The organism is Magnetospirillum sp. (assembly GCA_027532905.1).
Taxonomy (GTDB): domain Bacteria; phylum Pseudomonadota; class Alphaproteobacteria; order CACIAM-22H2; family CACIAM-22H2; genus Tagaea.
Window position 1 is genome coordinate 393,455 of record JAPZUA010000001.1, and the last position, 20,072, is coordinate 413,526.

A 20,072-nucleotide genomic window follows, 5' to 3' on the forward strand; every position below is an offset into this window, starting at 1 on the left:
GATGCAGGTCGATCTCAACAGCGATTTGGGCGAAAGCTTCGGCGCCTGGCGCATGGGCGACGATGCGGCGATGCTCGACATCGTGACGAGTGCGAACGTCGCCTGCGGCTTCCATGCGGGCGACCCGGACGAGATGCGCGCCACGGTCGAGCGCGCCAAGGCGCGCGGTGTCGCGATCGGCGCGCACCCCGGCTTCCACGATCTGCAAGGCTTCGGCCGCCGCCAGATCCAAGGCCTCACGGCGCGCGAAATCGAATCAATGGTCGCCTACCAGATCGGCGCATTGCAGGCGACGGCGGCACTTGCCGGCCACAAGGTCACGCATGTGAAGGCGCATGGCGCCCTGTCGAACATGGCCTGCGTGGACGACGCGATGGCGACCGCCCTTGCCGCCGCAATCAAAGCCGTCGACCGCGATCTCGTGTTCGTGGTGATTCCGCTGACCGCCCTCGAGCGCGCGGGCGAGCGCGCCAACCTGCCGCTCGCGCGCGAGATCTACGCCGACCGCGCCTACGAGGACGACGGCACGCTCGTATCGCGCAAGAAGCCGGGCGCGGTGCTGCACGACCCCGAAGAAGTGGCCGCCCGCGTGCTGGCGATGGTCGAAGCGCGCGCGATCGTCAGCGTCTCGGGCAAGAAGCTTGCACTCGGCATCGACACGGTGTGCATCCACGGCGACTCCCCCGGTGCCGTCGCCATGGCGCAGGCCGTACGCCGCACGCTTGTTGGAGCAGGCGTGAAGATCGCGCGCTTCGCCGCCTAGCTGTCTTTGGGTGCCCGCACCGCGCGCCAGAAATGTGCGGGCGTCTCCAAGAGGGACTGCAGGCCCAAACGCTCGACCAAGAGCTCGGTTTCGCGCTGGGCAGCGTCCAGGATCGCGTCTTCGTCCACCAGCATGGCTTTGCGGTTTTCGAGTGCGACCACGCCGTCGACGATGACCGTGTCGACATCGTTGCCGTTGGCGAAGCATACGACGCGGTAGAGCGGCATGTTGGCCGGATACATGTGCGCGCGGCGCAGATCGACGAGCGTGAGATCGGCCTTCTTGCCGATCTCGAGCGAGCCGATCTGGTCCTGCATGCCGAGACCCTTCGCACCGTCGATCGTGCACATTTCAAGCACGCGGCCCGGCGGCAGCACGCCCGCGTCGCGGAAATGGCGGCGATGGTAGTGCATGCATTGCTGCATATGCCGGAACATGTCGCCCGAGCGGTCGGGCGCCGTGCCGTCTGAACCCAGCGCCACCGTGGCCCCCGCCTCGATGAGTTCGGGGGCAGGACACCGCCCGTAGACCGAGGCGATGGCGCTCGGATTGTGCGCGATCGCGGTTTTGGTCTGGCCGCAGATCGCGATTTCTTCGTCCGTGAGATCGGTCGAATGCGAGAGCAGCGCATCGGGGCCGAGCAGGCCGTGGCTGTGCGCGAAGGCGACGCTGCCCTTGGTGTGGCCGTCTTGCGTGAAGATCACGCCGCGCCTGCGGCTCAGATCGCGCATCTTTTTGGCTTGGTCGATGGCGGCGGAAATCTCGGCGGCTGGCAGCTCGTCGAGATGTTCGGGCCGTAAGGTCGGCGTGATGATGGCGATGCCGATGCGCCCGTTGCCCGCCCCGTGCCACGCGTCGATCAGACTTTCACAGGTGGTAAACTGGTCTTCGAAACTGACCTGGCGTTCGGTTTTGACGTTGCCGTTCCAGCGCGCATAGGTGCGCGGATGCGGCGGGCGCGTCGAGCCCACGGCCACGACCGAGCGCGTGCCCACCCCGAGCACGCCCTGGCAGTGCGCGGCCCCATAGGACGGCTCGTCGGTGCGCATGATCGTGTCGCCGCCGCCGAGCAGCGAAACGCCGGTCGTGACCCCGAAGCGCAGGCGCTCGAGGGCGGCAAGCTGCGCTTCGGCGAACCAGAACGCGTCGGTGGAACCGACCGTGTAGGCCTGGCCGCAGGCGTCGTACCAAAGCTTCGAATTGCCCCCACCCATCGTTTTGATGAGGCCGTGGCCCGCATGCGCATGCGCGTCGATGAGGCCCGGCAACACGGCCTTGCCCTTTGCGTCGATCGTGCGTTTGGCCGTGTGGCGGGCCTTGAGCACGTCGCTGGGGCCGACATCGACGATGCGGTCGCCCGCGATCGCGACCGCCCCATCGTCGTAGACGGTGCGCGAAGGGTCGAGCGTGGCGACAACGCCGTTTGCGACAAGCAGATCGATCATAAAGCGGCTCCTGTGGGTTCGAGACGGTTGCCGATGCGCGCGACGTTGGGCACGAGCGACAGCAGGCGTTTGGTGTAGGTGTGCTGCGGGTTCGAGAACAACGTCTCACAATCCGCCATTTCGACGATGCGCCCGCCTTGCATGACGGCGACGCGGTCGCACATTTGGCGCACGACCGCGAGATCGTGCGAGATGAACAGCAGCGTGAGGCCCGTGGCGTCGCGCAGATCCTTGAGCAGGTTGAGGATCTGCGCCTGCACGGAAACGTCGAGCGACGAGGTGGGCTCGTCGCACACCACGAGCTGCGGTTCGGCCGCAAGGGCGCGCGCGATCGAAAGGCGCTGGCGCTGGCCGCCCGAAAACGCGAACGGGTAGCGGTGCTTCGCATCGGATGCGAGACCCACGGCCTCGATCAGCATCGCGATGCGCGCATCGGCATCGCTGCGGCCTTGCGCCACGCCGTGGAACAACATCGGCTCGGCCAACGCGTCGTCGATACGCATCCGCGAATTCAGCGATGCGTACGGGTCCTGGAACACCATCTGCATGGCCCCGCGCAAGGCGCGCGGCCGCTTGTCGCCGATCGCTTGGTCGGCAAAGCGAATGGTGCCCGCAGCCGCACGCACAAGTCCGGCGACGGCGTTGGCGACCGTCGTCTTGCCGCTGCCAGACTCGCCGACGATGCCGAAAATCTCGCCGCGCTTGACCGCAAACGACACGTCGTCGACCGCGCGGAAGCCGCCCTTTCGGCTGAGACCCAAGAGTCCGCCCGAGCCGTATTCGACGGTGAGATTGGCGACCTCAAGAATGGCGTCGGGAAGCTTCTCGGCGCGCGGGCGCATGTAGCGCGTGCGCAGATCGCTGCGCGCGGCCTGCGCACCCGCCGTCTCGTCGCCGATCGTGGCGAAACGCGCGAGGCGCTTATCGATGCGCGGTACGGCCGCCACAAGGCCTTGCACATAGGCGTGCTGGGGCCGCGTCAACACATCGGCGACCTTGCCGCTTTCGACGACCTTGCCGCCGCGCATTACGGTGACGCGGTCGGCGATCTCGGCGACCACGCCCATATTGTGCGTGACGAGCAGCACGCCCAAGCCGCGCTCGCGTACGAGGGCGCGCACGAGATCAAGGATCTGGGCTTGCACTGAAACGTCGAGCGCCGTCGTCGGCTCGTCGGCCACCAGCAATTTGGGATCGCACGACAGGGCGGCGGCGATCACAATGCGCTGGCGCTGGCCGCCCGACAATTGATGGGGATAGGCCTTCAAGCGCCGCTCGGGCTCGGGAATGCCGACGGCGCGCAGAAGTTCGAGCGTACGCGCGCGGGCCGCCGTCCGGTCGAGCCCCAGATGGAAGCGCAGCGTTTCGCCGATCTGGCTTTCGACCGTGAAGAGCGGATTGAGGCTCGTCATCGGGTCCTGGAAGATGGCACCCACATCGCGCCCCTGCACGATGCCGGCGGCCCGGCCCGTGCGGAAATCGACATTGTGCCCGGCGATCGCGACGGTGCCTGCCGCCACGCGGCCGGGCGCGTCGAGCAGTCCCATCAGCGCGTTGCCGACCGTGGTTTTGCCGGCTCCCGATTCGCCGACGAGCGCGTGGATCTCGCCTTGTGCGATTTCGAGATCGAGCCCGTCGACGGCCGCAAGGATGCGCCCGTCTTCGAGCGGGTATTCGACGCGCATGCCGCGAATCGACAAAGCGGCGGCGGCACTCATGCGAGCGACCGGAGCTTCGGATTGAAACGGTCGCGCAGCCAGTCGCCCACGATGTTGACGGCGAGCACGCCGATCACCAGCGTAAGCGCCGGGAAAAACGCGATCCACCAGATGCCCGAGAACACGAACTCGTTGCCGATGCGGATGAGCGTGCCGAGCGAGGGATAAGTGGGCGGCATGCCCACACCCAGGAACGACAAAGTCGCCTCGGTGAGGATCGCGCCGGCCAGATTGATCGTCGCGATCACGAGTACGCTGCTCATCACGTTGGGCAGAATGTGGCGACCGAGGATGCGCAAAGGCGGCAGGCCAATGACTTTGGCGGCGCGCACATATTCGCGCTGCACCTCGACCATCGTGGCCGCGCGCACCGTGCGCGCATACTGCACCCATTCGTGGATCGCGATGGCGCCGATCAGGATGAACGGCGCCCACGAGGCCGACGCGGCATTCGGGATCAACGCGCGCGCAAGGCCGCTCACCAGCAAAGCCAGCAGGATCGTGGGCAGGCTCAAGATCACGTCGCCCACGCGCATGATCACGGCATCGATCCAGCCGCCGAAATAGCCGGCGATCAGCCCCAACGTCACGCCGAGCAAGGCGGCAAGTGCGACGGCTCCGCCGCCAATCAGGATCGAGACGCGGGCACCGTAGAGAATGGCCGACAGAAGATCGCGCCCCTGATTGTCGGTGCCAAGAAAATAGCGCGCCTCGCCGCCGGCCACGAAAGACGGCGGCAATTCCGAATCGATCAGATTGTAGGAGGCGATGTCGGTCGGGTCGGCGGGTGCCACCCACGGGGCGAGCAACGCGGTCGCGATGAGGGCAATCGCGACAGCCCCTGCGATCGCCACGCTTTTCGGAATACGCTTCACCGCGCACCGCTGCGCAAGCGCGGATCGACGATCGCGTAGAGCACATCGACCGTCATGTTGATGGCGACGAACAGGAAGCCCACGAACAGCAGATAGGCCGCCATCACCGGGATATCGACGAAGCTCACGGCCTGGATGAACAGAAGCCCCATGCCGGGCCATTGGAAGACCGTCTCGGTCACGATCGCAAACGCGATCAGCGAGCCGACCTGCAGGCCCGTGACCGTAATGACCGGCATCAGCGCGTTGCGCAAAGCGAGCGTGAAATGGATGTAGCGGCGCGGCAGGCCGCGCGCGCGCGCAAAACGGATATAGTCGCTGGCCAGAACATCGCGCATTTCCGCGCGCACGAGCCGCATGATCAGCGTGATCGAAAACAGGGCGAGCGTGACGGCCGGCAGCACCAGCGAGCGCAGACCGCTTGGCGTCAAAAGCCCGGTCGTCCACCAGCCGAGTGCGACCGTCTCGCCGCGCCCAAAGGACGGCAGCCAGCGCAAGCCCACCGCGAACAGCATGATAAGGCCAATGCCGGTCACGAAAGTCGGCATCGAAATGCCGAGCAGCGACACGGCCTGGATCGCCTGCGCGTACCAAGCCTTGGGATGCAGCGCACTCAGCACGCCGAGCGGAATGCCGAGGCCGAGTGCTATCGCCATCGCGACCGCCACAAGCTCGAGCGTGGCGGGCAGGCGCTCGGCCAACAATTTGGCCACGGGACGCTGGTTGCGATAGCTGATGCCGAGATCGCCCACGGCGACGCGGCCGACGAACTTCGCATACTGCACGATCACAGGCGCCTCGAGGCCGAGTGCCGCGCGCAGTTCCTCGCGCTCGGCCGGCGTTGCGTCCTCGCGCGACATGATCAGCACCGGATCGCCGACATAGCGGAACATCGCAAAGGCGATGGCGGTCACTGCCGCCATCACCAAAAGCGCCTGGGCCAGTCGGTTGAGCAGAACCCCCGTCATCGGCGGCCGTTGCGGCCGATGGCGCTCACTTCAGGTTCGCGAACCAGAGCCGCACATACTCGTCGGCGAACACCGGCACGTCGAGCGCGTTGCGCATCGCCCAGGCGACCGGCTGCTGGTGGATCGGGATAAACAAGGCTTCGTCGCGCGCGATCTTCAGCGACTCGGTCAGCATTGCGCGCCGCTTGGTCTCGTCGAGCTCGGTGCCGGCCGCGTCGGCCAACGCGTCGAGGCGCGGCACGACCAGGCCGTTCGGGTTGTTGCCGCCGAACGTGCCGCGGCGCGAGGCGAAGATCGCCGACAGCACGCTGTAGGTGTCCATCGGCGGCAGCGTGGCCCAGCCCAGCATGTACATGTCGGTCTCGCCGCGATCGACCTTCGGGAAATAGGTCGTGCGGCTTTCGATCTTGAGATCGACCTGCACGCCGATGCGCGTCCACATGGCCGCGATCGCCACGCATGTCTGCTCGTCGGCAATGTAGCGGTCGTTGGGGCAAGCCAAGCCCACTTTGAAGCCGTTCGGATAGCCTGCCGCCGTCAGCAACGCTTTGGCGCGGTCGGGATCGAAGGCGAGCGGCTTGTCGACATCCGCCGAGTAGCCGGGCACGGGCGGCGCCACGAGGGCGCCCACAGTGCGCGACTTGCCGCGCATGATGCGGCGCTGGATCGTGTCGAGATCGACCGCGTGCCACAAAGCCTGGCGCACGCGCAGATCGAGCAGCGGGTTCTTCTTGCCGGGTTCGGCGAAGAGTTCGGGGCGCCAGTTCATGCCGAGGAAGATGAGGCGCAAGGACGGTTCTTCGACCACCTTGAAGCCCGCCGCCTGGCCGATGCGCGCAAGATCCTGCAAGGGAGCCGGTGCGATCATGTCGAGTTCGCCCGACAGGAGGGCCGCCACGCGCGTGGCGTCCGAGCGGATCGGGCGGAACTCGATGCGCTTCAGATTATGCTGCGGCTTGTCCCACCAGGCGTCGTTGACGACCATGACCGTGCGCGAATCGGGCTGGTAGCTTTCGAGCTTGAAAGGGCCGGTGCCGTTGGCGTTGGTCGAGGCGTAGGTGGTGGTGCCCGTGGTGATGTTGCCGGGCTTAAGCGCGTCGTTGCGCGCCATCCAGCTGCGGCTCATGATGAAGATGCCGGAGAGGTCGTTCAGCAGCAGCGGATAGGGCCCGCGCAGCACGAAGTCGACCGTGAAATCGTCGACCTTCTCGGCCGCCGTCACATTGGCGAGGTTGCCGCGCGCGCGCGCCGTGGGATCGAGCAGGCGCGTGACTGAGGCGACGACGTCGTCGGCCGTAAACGGCGAGCCGTCGTGGAATTTGACGTCGCGGCGCAGGCTGAAGCGCCAGCGATTGGGCGCCACCACCTGCCACGACGTCGCGAGTGCGGGCTCGATCTGCATGTTGCGGTCGCGCCGCACAAGCGGATCGTAGATGTGATGGTGCATGTTGGAGGTGAAGCTCTCCGTATGCGCATAGGGGTCCATCGTGGCGATGTCGCCCTGCGAGGACCAGCGCAGCGTTTGCGCTTGCGCGGACGAAGCCGCCGACACGCCTGCCGCAACGCCGATCGCGAGCAGCGTCTTGAAGATCGTCATTTCCCGAACCCCCCTGGTTTTTACGTTTGCCCAGCTTTTACGTTTGTATGCCGACAGGGTTCGCTTGGAAGCGGCCCGCTGTCAAGAACCCCATCCCATTTACGTGCAAACGATGCACCATGCCCCGAAGGCGCGCGCCCGAAATAGGTTACCTTGCGCGACAACCTGCGACCGTCGCCGATTTATCCCCTTGATGTTGCAGGGACGTAACCACGGCGACGATTTCGGTTACATGTTTCCGAACCCGCCAAAAGGCGCGTTTGGCCATTCTCTTTATTCACTTTTCAAACAGCACACGGCGCCGGGGGAGGGTCCGGCGCAAGATGCGCAATTCAAGCACAGGAGAAGGTTCATTTCAAGAACAGAGAAATTTAGCTTAGAAAAGAAATGTTACTTGAAATTGAAATGACGCTCCAGCGCCAACGCTCAAACAGGGGGATTTGCAAAGCTACCTGTACAAGGACGCCAAAGTCGGGCGACGCGACGGAAAGACAAGTATTGAGTCCCATAATCCGCCAATTCGAATCAGGCGCTCAAGCGAGTGAGCAGAATGAGATCCGCCGCGAACCGACCGAATTTGGGAGGCTTATTTGTTGGTATGCCCTCCCGTCGATTCCGGTGTGCCGTCGAGTTTCTTGTACTGCGCCAGCAGCGACCTCATCTTCTCGTCTCCGCCGGGCCGTGGGAAGGCCTCGCACATACCCTCGAGGGCGAACATCATCGCAGTACATGAGGCACGCAGCGCGTCGTCTATTCCTTCGTCATCTGGGCCGTACCGCAGTTCTTTCACTCGGCCATGCTCATCTTTGACAACGTGCCGCTGAAGGCTGTCCAATGTGCAATGTACGCCATCGTTGCTTAATGGCCTGTAGACCATCTGATAAAGGTGATCGAGTTGGTTTTCCCGAGCGATCGCTTCCCATTTCAGGCCGTCGGCTGTCTCGTTAGCGAGAGACTGCAAAAACTCAACCACCTTTTTGGTGTTCTCCGCGTTCAGCCAGTCGGCCCGCTCGCCCTCCCGGAGCGTCGCCGCCATGTTCTTCCGCTTTGAGCGGAAGTCAGAAGCCATTTTTTCGAGGAACTGCCCATCCTTGTTGATCGCGCGGATGGCGATTGCTCGCTCCGCAGCGGTCCTAGCGAGGGAGCGGACGTCGTTTACCTTTCCGCGCTCAGCGAGCCACAAGGTAGACTCGAACGTCTCGCGACATTGGGCGAATGCGCACCACGATAGCAGCTTTGAATCGTCGGACAGCTTGACCGTAGATGTCAACATCACTTCGGTGGAGAACTTAAGCAACTCGTCCGCCAATGCGAACCAGCCTGAAAATCTAGGGTCTGCTCTGAAATCAATCGTCGCCATCCTTGTCCTCGACAGCTTCGGTTCGCCATTTCGGCGAAGTTATACTTAATCGAGAATCTTCGCGACACTATACCCCATCGAGAAACCGCTCCGACGGCACGCCGCTTAGCAAGGCCGACTGATAAAACTGCATCGCCGACCAGCTGCCGGGGCGGTGGGGAGTCTCGGACACCAACTGCGCGCTCGGGGCAGCGCTCACGTCGAACCGGCGTCGCTCAGAAAATCAACTGACAGCGGGTGCCGCGACCGGCGCCAAGGCGTTGAATGAGGCCGGCCTTGAGAAGGGCAACCAGCACGTTCTGGACGGTGCGCCGCACTAAGCCGGTTTCTGCCATGAGACCCGCCGGCGTCAGGCGTTGTTCCGATGCTGAACGGAAGCAGGCGAGCACCCGAACCGCACTCTCGGATAGCTTTTGCAGGGAAGCATAGCGCTCCCGCAGTGCTTCGATGCCGCACAGCGCTTTGTCCAAAATTTTGGGGAAAACCACGCCAGTGCCGCGAAGCCAATGGGCCTGCGGATCGACCCATAATGCACCTGACGACGACGGTGCAATATGGTGCATTTCAGCGGCAAGCTAGAACCCAGCGAAACCGCGTCCGAAGCCTGAAAGATTTCTTATGACTGGTTTCGGCGGCACGCGCCCCGATCAATGGGCCATGCCGCCGCTCAACGTCGCTTGCGTTTACACGCCGATCAGCAGGGCCACGCCGGCAACCGCCATCGCGGCCCCACCGAAACGCACCGCCGTCGGACGAACCGAGGCGGCGAAAGCCGCAAGCGCGATACCGGCCACATGCAGCATGGCACTCGCCGCGAGGAAGCCTGCGGCATAACCGGCCGCACCGGCAGCGGCCGGCAATTCGGCGCCGTGCGCGAACCCGTGGAACATTGCGAAGAAGCCGACCAAAGCGGCGGCGGCGGCCGTCGGCAGCTTTTGGCGCAGGGCGATTGCCGCGCCGAAGGCCACCAGCGACAAGGCAATACCTGTCTCAAAGAACGGCAGTTCGAACCCGGCGAAGCCTGCGAGGCCGCCCACGGCCATCAGCGCCACGAACGCCGTCGGCACGGCCCAGATCGCGCGGCCGCCGAGGCGCCAGGCGAGCAAGCCCACGCCCAGCATCGCCAGCAGATGGTCGAGCCCGCCCAGCGGATGCGCAAAACCGTCGGCCATATCGACATGGAAATGCGCCCCCGGATGCGCCCCAACGTGCGCCAGGGCGAGGCTCGGGATCAGGGCGATTGCGATGGCGATGGGGGCGGCGACGGTTGCGGCAACTCGGGCAAAACGCATGGGCTACTCCTGACAAAATTCGGTCGCACACGCGACTCACATGCGGTGATCCTAGCGCATCCGCACGCAATTGCGAGATGGGTCTTGCGACGCGGTATCCTAAGGTGCTGCCATCTTGCCGTTCTGGGCGGCGATGGCGGCGAGGAATTGCGGGCCGTATGCAGTGCCTTCGCGTTTGTCGTGCGCCAGCAGCATGTGAAGGGCCAGATCGTAGCTGCGATAGCAATCGTGCACGATCGCGGCCAAGCGCAGCAATTGGCCCGGCGTCAGGCGGTCGGGATAGGCGAAATCCTTCACGAAGATCGCGTCGCTCCACATGGTTTGGCTGAGGCCCGCATAGGCGTCGTTGTTGGCGACCATCGGCTTGATCGTGCGGCTCATCAACGGCGTGAAGCGGTGCAGCACGAAACCTTGCGCGCGCAGAAACTGGTCGATGTCGGAAAACAGCGGCTGGCCGCGATACATTTGCACGAACTCGACTTCCGTCTGCACCACCACGGCATCGCGCAGCCGCTCCACCGCATTGCGCATCGCCATAAGCTCGCCGCCTTGGATGTCGATCTTGAGCAGATCGAACCCGGCGGTTTCGGGAATGTCGTCGAGGCGTTTCGTCTGCACGGGTTCCGTGCGCACGATGCGCCGCCATTGCTCGAACCCGTGGAACAGGTCGAGCACGTCGGGATTGGGTTCCAGCAGCGAGGTCATGCCCTGGGCAAAGCAGATATGGAGCGTATGCGCCACACCGTCGCCGATCACGAAGGGCAGATACGTCTCGCCCGCGCCCTTGCGCTGCTCGAGCACGGCGAGTGCTTCGAGATTGGGCTCGAAGCCCACGACATGCGTGTTCCCACCCTGCATCAACGGGGCATAAGGCGGTTTGCCGTCGATCGGATTGGCGCCCACATCGACGATTTTGATCGGGCAGTCGATCTTGAGCAGGGCGCGCAACGATTGAGGATACATCAGGACAGCTTTCAAGGCGGGCGGGATTAGCGCTAGGGCTCTGAAAACTATATGATTTGAGTGCGTCTGTCAGCCCGACAGAGCAGCTGCACGCCGTAACCGACTGTGACAATCGGAAACGCAATGCCCGCTTTTAACGCAGGGCGTTTGCGCTACTCTCTGTGCCATGCAGCAGCAAGCGACGAAAGAACGGAACGCATGAAAACGCGGTGGTGGATCGCATCTGTCGGTCTGGCGGCGTCTGTCGGCCTTGGCTGGTGGGCTTCGACGACGGATATGCCGATTCCGTTCGTGCGCGCGCCCGCAGCCGAAGCGGCACCCGGCCCTGCGGCCGCCGCCCGCCGCGGCCCGCAGGCACCGGTCGTGCGCGTGGCAACCGCGCGCGTCGGCGATCTGGCGATTTCGCTCGACGGGCTGGGCACCGTTCAGGCTTACAACTCGGTCGTAGTGGCAAGCCGCGTCGACGGCCAGCTCATGCGCCTCAATTTCCGCGAGGGGCAGGATGTGAAAGAGGGCGATCTGTTGGCGCAGATCGATCCGCGCAGCTACCAGGCCCAACTCGACCAGGCCATCGCCAAGCGCGCGCAAGACCAAGCCCAGCTCGACAACGCCAAGCGCGATCTCGAGCGTTTCAGCTCGCTCGTGCAGCAGAATTTCGCGAGCCGCCAGCAATACGACACGGCGCGCGCCCAAGTGGCGCAGTTCGAAGCGCTGCTCAAATCCGACGATGCCGCGATCGCGTCGGCACGCGTGCTGCTGTCTTACACGAACATCGTCGCCCCCATCTCCGGGCGCCTCGGCTTGCGCGTGGTCGACGCGGGCAACATCGTGCGCGCCAACGATGCGGCCGGTATCGTCGTCATCACGCAGCTGCAGCCGATCAGCGTCGTCTTCACGCTGCCGCAGCAGCGCCTGCCCGAGATCAACACGAAGCTGCGCGCAGGCGAGCGGCTCGAAGTGCGCGCCCTTCGCGCCGACGGCACGGCACTCGATACCGGCCGCGTGGAATTCGTCGACAACCAAATCGATCCCGCGACCGGCACCATCAAGCTCAAAGCCGTGTTCCCGAACGAAGCGCAGGAGCTGTGGCCCGGCGGCTTCGTGAATGTGCGGCTGCGCCTGGGTACGGTCAGCAATGCCGTGCTGGTGCCTTCATCGGCCGTGCAGTACGGGCCCGACGGACCGTTTGCGTTTGTCGTTGGTCCCGCCATGACGGCCGAGATGCGGCCGATCCGCCCGTTGCAGAGCGAGGGCGACACGACCGCGATCGCTGCCGGGCTTGCGGCGGGCGAGCGCGTGGTGCTGGGCGGCCAGGACCGCTTGCGCAATGGCGGACCGGTCGCGATCGCTGGCGAAAGCGAGCCGGGCGCGCGGCGTCCCGGCGGCGCCCGCCCGCCTTCATGAACCCGCCCTCGTGACGCGCAAACCCGCCCAATGAAAATCAGCGCGCCCTTCATCGCAAGGCCGATCGCGACCACGCTGCTGACCTTGGCCGTGGTACTGGCGGGCATACTCGGCTATCGCGCTCTGCCGGTCTCGGCCCTGCCCGAGGTCGATTTCCCGACGATCCAAGTGACCACGCGGCTGCCGGGGGCGGATCCCGAAACGGTTGCGGCCCTCGTGACGGCCCCGCTCGAACGCCAGCTCGGCCAGATCGCGGGCCTCACGACGATGACGTCGAGTTCGAGCTACGGCACGAGCGCGATCACGCTGCAGTTTCTGCTCGGCCGCAAGATCGACGATGCCGCACAAGACGTGCAGGCCGCGATCAACGTCGCCAACGGCTTCCTGCCGCGCAGCCTGCCCTACCCGCCCGTCTACGCGAAAGTGAATCCGGCCGATCCGCCGATTTTGAGCCTCGCTCTCACCTCCGACACGCTGCCCATCGTGCGCATCAGCGATGCGGCCGACAGCGTGCTCGCGCAGAAACTGAGCCAAATCTCCGGCGTGGGCCGCGTGAGCGTGCAAGGCGACCAGAAACCCGCCGTGCGCATCCAGATCGACCCGCGCCGCTTGAACGCCTACGGCCTCGGCCTTGAAGATGTGCGCGCCGTGTTGGGTCGCGCCAACACCAAACAATCCAAAGGCAGTTTCGACGGGCCCGCTCAGGCCTTCACGATTACCGCCAACGACCAGATCACGGAGCCAAGCCAATATCGCGACGTGATCGTCGCCTACCGCAATGGTGCTCCCTTGCGTTTGCGCGACGTGGCCGACGTGGTCGAGGGCCTCGAGAATTCGAAAGTACTGGCGACGGTCGACGGCAAACCGGCCGTGTTGATCGAAGTGCAGCGCCAGCCGGGGGCCAACGTCGTCGACACGGCCGAGCGCATCAAGCGCGCGATCCCCGAGCTCGAGCGCGCGATCCCGCCCGGCATTCGCATCCTCGTCGTCGCCGACCGCACCGTGACGATCCGTGCCAGCGTCGCCGATGTGCAGTTCACGCTCGCACTCGCCACAGGCCTCGTGGTGCTGGTCATGTTCGTGTTCTTGCGCAACTGGCGTGCGACCGCCATCCCGGCGGTGGCGTTGCCGGTTTCGCTCGTCGCGACGTTCGGTGCGATGTCGCTGTGCGGCTTCAGTCTCGACAATCTGTCGCTGATGGCGCTCACGCTCGCAACCGGCTTCGTCGTCGACGACGCGATCGTGATGATCGAAAACGTCGTGCGCCACATCGAAGAGGGCGAAACGCCGCTTGCCGCCGCCTACAAGGGTGCCGAGCAGATCGGCTTCACGATCGTGGGCCTCACCGTGTCGCTTGTCGCCGTGTTCATCCCAATGCTGTTCATGACCGGCATCGTGGGACGCCTGTTCCGCGAATTTGCGGTGACGCTTTCGATCGCGGTAATCGTGTCGGCGTTCGTGTCGCTGACCTTGACGCCAATGATGTGCGCGCGCCTGCTCAAAGCCAAACGCGAAACCAAAGACGGCCCCGTGGCGCGCTTCCTCGAAGCAGGCTTCGAAGCCACGCGCAGCGCCTATATGTCGTCGCTCGATTGGGTCTTGGCGCGCCAAGGGCTCACGCTTGCCGTGGCGCTGGGCACGCTGGTCGCGACAGTGGCGCTCTATGTTTGGATCCCGAAAGGCTTTCTGCCGCAGCAGGACACCGGCGTGATCGTGGCAACACTCGATGCCGAGCAGGATGCGAGCTTCGGGCGTACGGCCGAGCTGCAGATGGCGGCCGTCGCGATCGCCAGGACCGACCCGGACGTCGAGACCGTGACGGGCTTTTCAGGGGCGGGCACGCTCGCGGGCAGCAGCAACAGCGTGCGCCTCACGATCGTGCTGAAGCCGCGCGCAAGCCGCAAAGCATCGGCCGCCCAAATCGCCGAGCGCCTGCGCGACAGCCTCGGCGTTCTGCCGGCCGAAGCGCATCTGCAGGCCGTGCAGGACATCCAGATCGGCGCGCGCTCGAGCCGCACGCTCTACCAATACACGCTCTCGGGCCCCGACGGCGCCGAGCTTGCCCTGTGGGCGCCCGAGCTTGTGCGTGCCTTGCGCGCCGAGCCCGTGTTGCGCGACATCGCGTCGGACCAACAAACGAACGCGCGCCAGCTGCGCGTGACGATCGACCGCGACGCCGCCTCGCGCCTGGGCGTGAGCCTGCAAGCGATCGACGACACGCTCTACAACGCGTTCGGCCAGCGCCAAGTCTCCACGATCTACGCGCAGACCAACCAGTATCGCGTGGTGATGGAACTCACGCCCGCTTTGCAGAGCGATCCCGCCACGGTCGGCACGCTGCGAGTCTCAGGCGCCAATGGTGCCCAAGTGCCGATCGCCGCCTTGGCGCGCATCGAACAGGCGCCGACCGCGCTCACGATCAACCGCCAGGCGCAGTTCCCCGCTGTGACGGTGAGTTTCGATCTTGCGCAGGGTGCGAGCCTCGATCAGGCCTTGGCCGCGATCGTCGGGGCCGAGCGCAGCCTCGGCATGCCGCCTTCGATCACCGGCGCTTTTTTCGGCGACGCGGCCGAGTTCGAGAATGCTCTGGGCTCGCAGCCCTGGCTCATTCTGGCGGCCATCCTCGTGATCTACATAAGCCTCGGCGTGCTCTACGAGAGCCTGATCCATCCGGTGACGATCCTATCGACTCTGCCGTCCGCCGGCATCGGCGCATTGCTGGCTTTGTGGGCGGCCAGCATGGATCTGTCGATCGTGGGCCTCATCGGCATCGTGCTGCTGATGGGCATCGTCAAAAAGAACGCGATCATGATGATCGATTTCGCCCTCGATGCCGAACGCAACGAAGGCAAATCGCCGGACGTGGCGATCCGCGAAGCCTGCCACATGCGCTACCGCCCGATCATGATGACGACGATGGCGGCCTTGCTCGGCGCCTTGCCGCTGGCGATCGAAAGCGGGACCGGCTCTGAGCTGCGCAATCCGCTCGGCGTGTCGATCGTCGGCGGCTTGATCTTGTCGCAGTTGCTGACCCTCTACACCACGCCGGTCGTGTATCTGGCGTTCGAACGCCTGAAACAGCGCCTTCGAAAGTCCGCAGCACCAGCGCCGGAAGCGGCCGAGTGATGGCGTTCTCGGCCCCCTTCATCCGCCGCCCGATCGGCACGTGCCTGCTCTCGCTCGGGCTGTTCTTGGCAGGCCTCGTCGCCTATTTCGATCTGCCGGTGTCGCCCTTGCCGAACACCGACCTGCCGGTCGTGTTCGTGCGCGCGAACCAGCCCGGCACCGATCCCGAGACGATGGCCGCAACCATCACGGCGACACTCGAGCGCCATCTTGGTGCTATTTCGGGCGTCAACGAGATGACGAGTACGAGTGCGCTCGGCAGTTCGACCGTGGTGCTGCAGTTCGATCCCTCGCGCAAGCCCGCCGATGCCGCCAAAGACGTGCAAGCCGCGATAAATGCCGCGATCCCGGATCTGCCCGCAGGCTTGCCGCAGCCGCCAACCTACCGCAAAGCCAATCCCAACCAGCGCCCGGTGCTGATCCTGGCGCTGACGTCCGAAACCATGACGACGCAAGCCGTGTTCGACGCGGCCGACACGATCCTCGCCCAGCGCCTGGCACAAGTCGAAGGGGTGGCGCAGGCCAACGTGATGGGAGCCGAGAAGCCGGCCGTGCGCGTGCAGGCCGATCTGCGACGCCTCGCCGCAATGGGCCTGTCGCTCGAGGATCTGCGCAGCGCCATCGTGGCCGCCAATGTCGATCAGCCCACGGGCCGCATCGACACGGATGAGACCAACATGACGCTCGCCGTCAGCGACACGTTGCAGAATGCCGACGCCTACCGTGCCATCCTGCTGCGCGCGGACAATGGGCGCACGGTGCGCTTGGGCGACGTCGCCAACGTGTTCGCCGGCGTCGAAAACGAACGCCAAGCCGCGTGGTTCGGCGACCGGCGCGCCGTACTCGTCCAGATTCTGCGCCAACCTGGGGCCAACGTGATCGAGACGGTCGATCGCGTCAAAGCGATCCTGCCCGAACTTGCGCGCTGGATGCCGGCCGGCATCGACACGGTGCCGATCTTCGACCAGACCGCGACGATCCGCGCCTCGGTGCGCGACGTGCAATTCACGCTCGTGGTGTCGATCGCGCTGGTGATCGCGGTCGTGGGCCTCTTCCTGCGGCGCTTGGCGCTCACGCTTGCCGCGTGCGTCGCCGTCCCGCTCGCACTCGCCGCGACGTTTGCCGGCATGTGGTGGCTCGGCTTCAGCCTCAACAATCTGTCGCTGATGGCGCTCACGATTTCGGTCGGGTTCGTCGTCGACGACGCGATTGTGGTGATCGAGAATATCGCACGCCATCGCGAGCGCGGACTGAGTGCGCTCGACGCCGCATTCGAAGGCTCGCGCGAGATCGGCTTTACCGTCGTGTCGATGACGCTCGCCCTCGTGGCCGTTTTCATCCCGCTTTATTTCATGGGCGGCTTGCAGGGACGTTTCATCCGCGAGTTTGCCCTCGCCCTCACGCTTGCGATCGTCGTGTCGGGCATCGTGTCGCTGACCTTGACGCCGTCGATCTGCGCGCGGCTGTCGGCGCAAACAAAACCCGCCTCGCGCTTCGACCGCGGCTTCGAGCGCGCGTTCGGCGCATTGACCGCTTTTTATATGCGCCTGCTGCGCGTCGTCGTCGCCTGGCGGCGCACGGCGGTGCTGGCGACGTTGCTCGCCATCGCCGCGACCGTGCAGCTCTACATCGCTGCCCCCAAGGGCGGCTTCGTGCCGCAGCAGGATACGGGCCTCATGCGCGCTTTTGCGCGCGCCACTCCCGATACCTCGTTCCGCGCCATGACCGAGCGCATGGATGCAGCCGTGCGCATCGTGCGCGCAGACCCTGCCGTGGCAAGCGTGGGCGGCGTCACGGGCGGCGGTTTTTTCAGTGCTGCCAATTCAGGGCAGATGTTCATCGCCCTCAAACCGCGCGCCGAGCGCGGCGTGTCGGTCGATCAGGTGATTGCGCGCCTGCGCCCGCAACTGGCGCGGCTCGAAAACGTGCAGGTGTTCCTTTCGGCCGAACAGGATCTGCAATTCGGCGGGCGCGGCGGGCGCGCACAGTTCCAAGTCGCCTTGCTGGCACCGCGCGCGGCCGATCTTGCCGAATGGGCGCCGCAGCTCGTGCGCCGCCTGCAGCAGGAACCGGACATCCAGGACGTGTCGAACGATCTCGAGCGCGGCGGCCTCGATGCGCGCATCGCGATCGACCGGGATGCGGCCGCGCGCATGGGCATCCAGCCCGCCGAGATCGCGACAGCCCTCAACAACGCCTATTCCCAGCGACTCGTCTCCACCATCTACCGCGAGCGCAACCAATATCGCGTGGTGCTCGAAGCGTTGCCCGAACAGCAGCGAGGGCCCCGCGATTTGACGAGCCTGTTCGTCAAAGGCCCAGGCGGCACGCAGATTCCGCTTTCTGCCGTCGCGAGCGTGCAGATCGGCCAGACGCCGATCAGCATCGCGCATGACGGCCAGTTTCCGTCCTCGACGATAAGCTTCAATCTGCCCGAAGGGGCGGCCCTCAACGAAACCCTGGCGCGCGTGCGCGACATTGCGGCATCGATGGGCATGCCCGGCGGCATGCGGCTCGAGCCCGCCGGCTTTGCACGCATCAGCCGCCAGCAGGATTCGGGCGTGCCATTGCTGATCGTCGCAGCGCTGATCGCGATCTATCTCGTACTCGGCATCCTCTACGAAAGCTGGACGCAGGCGGTGACGATCCTGTCGACGATTCCGTCGGCCGGCATGGGGGCACTCCTCGCCAACATGGCGACGGGCACCAATTTGAGCCTCGTCAGCGTGATCGGCATCATCCTGCTGATGGGCATCGTGATGAAAAACGCCATCATGATGGTGGATTTCGCCCTCGTGGCCGAACGGCGCGACGGTCTGCCCCCCGACCAAGCGATCCTTGCGGCCTGCCAAGCGCGGCTGCGGCCCATTCTGATGACGACGCTGACCGCCATGCTGGGTGCGGTCCCACTGGCCATCGGCGGCGGTGTGGGCGCTGAACTGCGCGAGCCGCTCGGTATCGCCATCATCGGCGGCCTTGCCGCGAGCCAGATCCTGACCCTCTTCACCACGCCCGCCATCTATCTCGCATTGCGCGGACGTGCGAAGTCCACGGCCCAACCGCTTGCCGAACCGAGTGCCGCCGAATGACGCGTTTCCGCCTTCTTGTTGCTGCCGTTTGCGCCTTGTCTTTGTCCGGCTGCGATCTTGCCAGTTCCGAATATCTGCGCCCCATCGTCGAGCTGCCGGCGTTTTTCCGCGGCAGCGCGCCTTCGGCACCTGCCGCGGCGACGGTGACCGAAGAAGCCGCACCCGAGCCGCGCAACGATGCCGCCTGGTGGTCGCAATTCGGCTCGGCCGATCTCGACCGGCTGATCGCCCAAGCGCAAGACAGCAATTTCGATCTGGCGGCAGCCGAAGCCCGCATCCGTCAGGCGATGGCCCAGCAGCAGGTCTCGGCGGCCCCCTTGTTCCCGAGCCTCGACTTCACGAGTAATGCCACGCGCCAGCAATCGGCTCCCACGGCTTCGACCTCGCGTACCGGATCCGTGGCTAGGCCCGTCTGGTCGAACCGCTTCAACATGCAGCTCGAAGCAAGCTACGAGATCGATTTCTGGGGCAAGAACCGTGCGGCAGCGGATGCGGCCAACGCTACTTTGGCGGCCCGCCGCTTCGATCTTGCGACCGTGGCGCTGACGACCGAGGCCAACGTCGCCAACGCCTTTTTCCAATTGCTCGGCTTCGGCGAGCGGCTCGATTATGCGCGCCAGTCGCTGGCCGACGCCGAAGACATCTTGGCCGCCATCCGCGCGCGTGAGGCCGCCGGTACGGCAAGCCTCATCGACATCGCCCCGCAAGTCGGCATCGTCGAGGGCCAGCGCGCCACGATCGCAAGCCTCGAGCGCCAGTTCGCCCAGCAATACGATGCGCTCGCCGTGTTGCTGGGCACGCCGCAGCGCCCGAGCTACACGACTATGCCGCTCACCGATTTGCGCGTTCCCGTGGTCGCGGCGGGTGTGCCGTCCGAGTTGCTGCGCCGTCGCCCGGACATCGCGTCTGCCGAAGCGCAGCTGATCGCCGCCAATGCCGATCTCAGAAACGCGATAGCACAGCGCTTCCCGAGCCTCAGCCTCACGGGGGCGGCGGGCTATCAATCCTCGGAACTCGGGCGACTGCTCGATCCGACCTCGCAGATCTTCTCGATCGCCGCCGGTCTCACGGCACCGATCTTTGCGGGCGGCAGGCTGCAGGGGCAAGAACGCCTGCAGCGCGCACGCCTCGAAGAGCTCGCCGCGACCTACCAGAAGACGGTCGTGCAAGCGTTCGCCGACGTCGAGACGGCTTTGTCTGGCTTGCGCCGCACGCGCGAACAGCTCGACGCACAAATCGCCGCAACCGCTGCCTCGCGGCTTGGCTTCGATGCCGCACAAGCGCAATACCGCGCAGGCTCGATCGACTCGGTCGCGCTGCGCGATACGCAGCGCAGCTATTTCACCGCCCTCGACGCGCTCGCCCAAGCGCGGCTCGGCTACTACCAAGCGCTCGTGTCGATGTTCCAGGCTTTGGGCGGCGGCTGGCAGCTTGCTGCGCCTTGACAGGGCGAAATCAATTCGATATTTCTA

General features: G+C 65.2%; 14 protein-coding genes. 5 read left to right on the plus strand and 9 right to left on the minus strand.

Annotated features, from left to right (window positions below; genetic code table 11):
• The first annotated feature begins 1 nt into the window (after nucleotide 1).
• Nucleotides 2-763 carry a 5-oxoprolinase subunit PxpA gene (locus tag O9320_01885; protein MCZ8309574.1) on the plus strand — a complete coding sequence of 254 codons (762 nt, stop codon included), beginning with the start codon at nucleotides 2-4 and terminating at the stop codon, nucleotides 761-763.
• Here the strand turns inward: O9320_01885 and O9320_01890 are convergent.
• From O9320_01890 to O9320_01930, 9 genes are all read right to left on the minus strand, one after another.
• Entirely contained in the window at nucleotides 760-2,208 is a 1,449-nt protein-coding gene (locus tag O9320_01890) for an amidohydrolase family protein (GenBank protein MCZ8309575.1), read from the minus strand. The genes O9320_01885 and O9320_01890 overlap by 4 nt on opposite strands.
• Nucleotides 2,205-3,926, minus strand: a complete 1,722-nt coding sequence (locus O9320_01895) for an ABC transporter ATP-binding protein (GenBank protein MCZ8309576.1) — start codon at nucleotides 3,924-3,926, stop codon at nucleotides 2,205-2,207. Before O9320_01895 ends, O9320_01890 begins: the two co-directional genes overlap by 4 nt.
• Entirely contained in the window at nucleotides 3,923-4,801 is an 879-nt protein-coding gene (locus O9320_01900) for an ABC transporter permease (GenBank protein ID MCZ8309577.1), read from the minus strand. Before O9320_01900 ends, O9320_01895 begins: the two co-directional genes overlap by 4 nt.
• Nucleotides 4,798-5,769 carry an ABC transporter permease gene (locus O9320_01905; GenBank protein ID MCZ8309578.1) on the minus strand — a complete coding sequence of 324 codons (972 nt, stop codon included), beginning with the start codon at nucleotides 5,767-5,769 and terminating at the stop codon, nucleotides 4,798-4,800. Before O9320_01905 ends, O9320_01900 begins: the two co-directional genes overlap by 4 nt.
• A 25-nt stretch (nucleotides 5,770-5,794) precedes the next feature.
• Nucleotides 5,795-7,366 (minus strand): ABC transporter substrate-binding protein, encoded by a 1,572-nt coding sequence (locus O9320_01910; protein ID MCZ8309579.1) that lies wholly within the window; start codon nucleotides 7,364-7,366, stop codon nucleotides 5,795-5,797.
• Between the two features lie 586 nt (nucleotides 7,367-7,952).
• Complete coding sequence (locus O9320_01915; protein ID MCZ8309580.1) at nucleotides 7,953-8,726, minus strand: DUF5677 domain-containing protein; 774 nt, start codon at nucleotides 8,724-8,726, stop codon at nucleotides 7,953-7,955.
• A gap of 215 nt (nucleotides 8,727-8,941) precedes the next feature.
• Nucleotides 8,942-9,289, minus strand: coding sequence for a hypothetical protein (locus tag O9320_01920; protein MCZ8309581.1), 348 nt, complete (start codon nucleotides 9,287-9,289; stop codon nucleotides 8,942-8,944).
• A 120-nt stretch (nucleotides 9,290-9,409) separates the two neighbouring features.
• Nucleotides 9,410-10,018, minus strand: coding sequence for a HupE/UreJ family protein (locus O9320_01925; protein MCZ8309582.1), 609 nt, complete (start codon nucleotides 10,016-10,018; stop codon nucleotides 9,410-9,412).
• Between the two features lie 99 nt (nucleotides 10,019-10,117).
• Nucleotides 10,118-10,981, minus strand: coding sequence for an FkbM family methyltransferase (locus O9320_01930; GenBank protein ID MCZ8309583.1), 864 nt, complete (start codon nucleotides 10,979-10,981; stop codon nucleotides 10,118-10,120).
• 198 nt (nucleotides 10,982-11,179) lie between these two features.
• Between O9320_01930 and O9320_01935 the strand changes: the two genes are divergently transcribed.
• The 4 genes from O9320_01935 to O9320_01950 are packed head-to-tail and all read left to right on the plus strand — an operon-like array spanning nucleotide 11,180 to nucleotide 20,045.
• A complete protein-coding gene (locus tag O9320_01935; GenBank protein ID MCZ8309584.1) occupies nucleotides 11,180-12,385 on the plus strand; it encodes an efflux RND transporter periplasmic adaptor subunit in 1,206 nt (401 codons plus the stop codon).
• Nucleotides 12,386-12,415: 30 nt separating this feature from the next.
• Nucleotides 12,416-15,511 carry an efflux RND transporter permease subunit gene (locus O9320_01940; GenBank protein ID MCZ8309585.1) on the plus strand — a complete coding sequence of 1,032 codons (3,096 nt, stop codon included), beginning with the start codon at nucleotides 12,416-12,418 and terminating at the stop codon, nucleotides 15,509-15,511.
• Nucleotides 15,511-18,600, plus strand: coding sequence for an efflux RND transporter permease subunit (locus O9320_01945; protein MCZ8309586.1), 3,090 nt, complete (start codon nucleotides 15,511-15,513; stop codon nucleotides 18,598-18,600). The genes O9320_01940 and O9320_01945 overlap by 1 nt, the downstream gene beginning before the upstream one ends.
• Nucleotides 18,597-20,045, plus strand: a complete 1,449-nt coding sequence (locus O9320_01950; GenBank protein ID MCZ8309587.1) for an efflux transporter outer membrane subunit — start codon at nucleotides 18,597-18,599, stop codon at nucleotides 20,043-20,045. Before O9320_01945 ends, O9320_01950 begins: the two co-directional genes overlap by 4 nt.
• The last annotated feature ends 27 nt before the right edge of the window (nucleotides 20,046-20,072 follow it).